The organism is Rhizobium esperanzae, assembly GCF_014197615.1.
In the GTDB taxonomy this organism is placed as follows: Bacteria; Pseudomonadota; Alphaproteobacteria; order Rhizobiales; family Rhizobiaceae; genus Rhizobium; species Rhizobium esperanzae_A.
Window position 1 is genome coordinate 1 of sequence record NZ_JACIFY010000054.1, and the last position, 1,205, is coordinate 1,205.

Sequence of the window (1,205 nt, forward strand, 5' to 3'; positions counted from 1 at the left end):
GGGCAGGGCTATCGCATATGAGCAAAGAGCTGGAAGAAGAATTCTTTGTTCCAGTTTGCTCTGCGCATTTTGCTTGCGATGGGCTTGTCGAGCGGGTGGGCTCGTAAGATATTCTGTGCCAGCCTGCGGATGACAGCAAGATTTTGCGGTCCGTTGTCCTTGCGCGTTCGAGCATCGTCCTCGTTGAAGACGACGTCGAGGATCCAGTGGAGCTGGTTTTCGATTGTCCAGTGGGCGCGCACGACTTCGGCGAGCTTTTTCGGCGTGAGGACTTTGGAGAGGGCGATATAGCGGACGGCCTGCTCTGGCTTGCCATTGGCGCCAGTGCGCACCGCCTCGATACGGCCGATCGCCTTGAGGCCGGGCAGGCTGGGCCGTTTGACCAGCCGGTCGACCGGCAGCACCGAGGCACGGCGCTGCTCCTCTCGCCCATGGCCGCGCTCGCGGGTCTCGAAGACGGCGAGATCGGTCACCGCCGCAAAGCCGGCTTCGGCGGCCCTGAACAGCGGTCCATGATTGGCCTTCAGCCCGAGCGCGTATTGTGCCTTGGCCGCAAGCAGCGCCTGGGCCATCGCCGGATGGCAGTGCAGCGCATCTGCCGTCACCGTACAGCCCTTCAGCGTCAATGCTTTGAGCACACTGAGCGTCGCCTTGATCTCGTCGCCGCCCGGCGCACGCATCGCGGCGATCGAAAGCCGCGTTTCGACATCCCAGACGCTCACCATCAAGGGCGGCATGAAGGCGCGGCCCTTGTCGTATCCCCGCCGCAGCGACTTGCCGTCGATCGCCACCACGCCCTTGGGCGCCGGCAAGCCGAGCGCGCCCCGCAACGCCGTCATGAAGGCGCCGAACGCGCGCTCCAGTTCTGTTGGGTCGAGCAGCCGAAACACCCGGCTGAACGTGTCGTGGCTCGGCGCACCATGCCGCAGCGCGACGATCTCGCGAAGTTCTTCCTGCCGCGCCTCGGAGAATTCCGCCATCTCCACGCAAGTCTTGGCACCGCACAACGTCGCCAAAAGCGCCAGAAACAGCAGCTCCCCCAGATCGTGCCGGGCATTCACGTCGCGCGGATCGCGAACTTCCCGCAATATCGAGATCAACACAGACATCGGCTCTCCCCAAATCAGAGAAAGCCGCTACTGAATCCATCAGCTCAGCAGACGCAATACTTATATGCGATTCCCCTGCCCTTGTGGGGAGGGGTT

1 protein-coding gene is annotated in these 1,205 nt (G+C 63.1%); it reads right to left on the reverse strand.

Going from position 1 to position 1,205, the window contains the following annotated elements; genetic code table 11:
* Positions 1–8: 8 nt before the first annotated feature.
* Entirely contained in the window at positions 9–1,109 is a 1,101-nt protein-coding gene (locus tag GGD57_RS28980) for an ISAs1 family transposase (RefSeq protein ID WP_184473598.1), read from the reverse strand.
* Positions 1,110–1,205 lie beyond the last annotated feature (96 nt).

What these genes read in the sequence shown, in the direction of transcription:
- GGD57_RS28980 (WP_184473598.1), bottom strand. Translation starts at nt 1,109, where the DNA reads ATGTCTGTGTTGATCTCGATATTGCGGGAAGTTCGCGATCCGCGCGAC.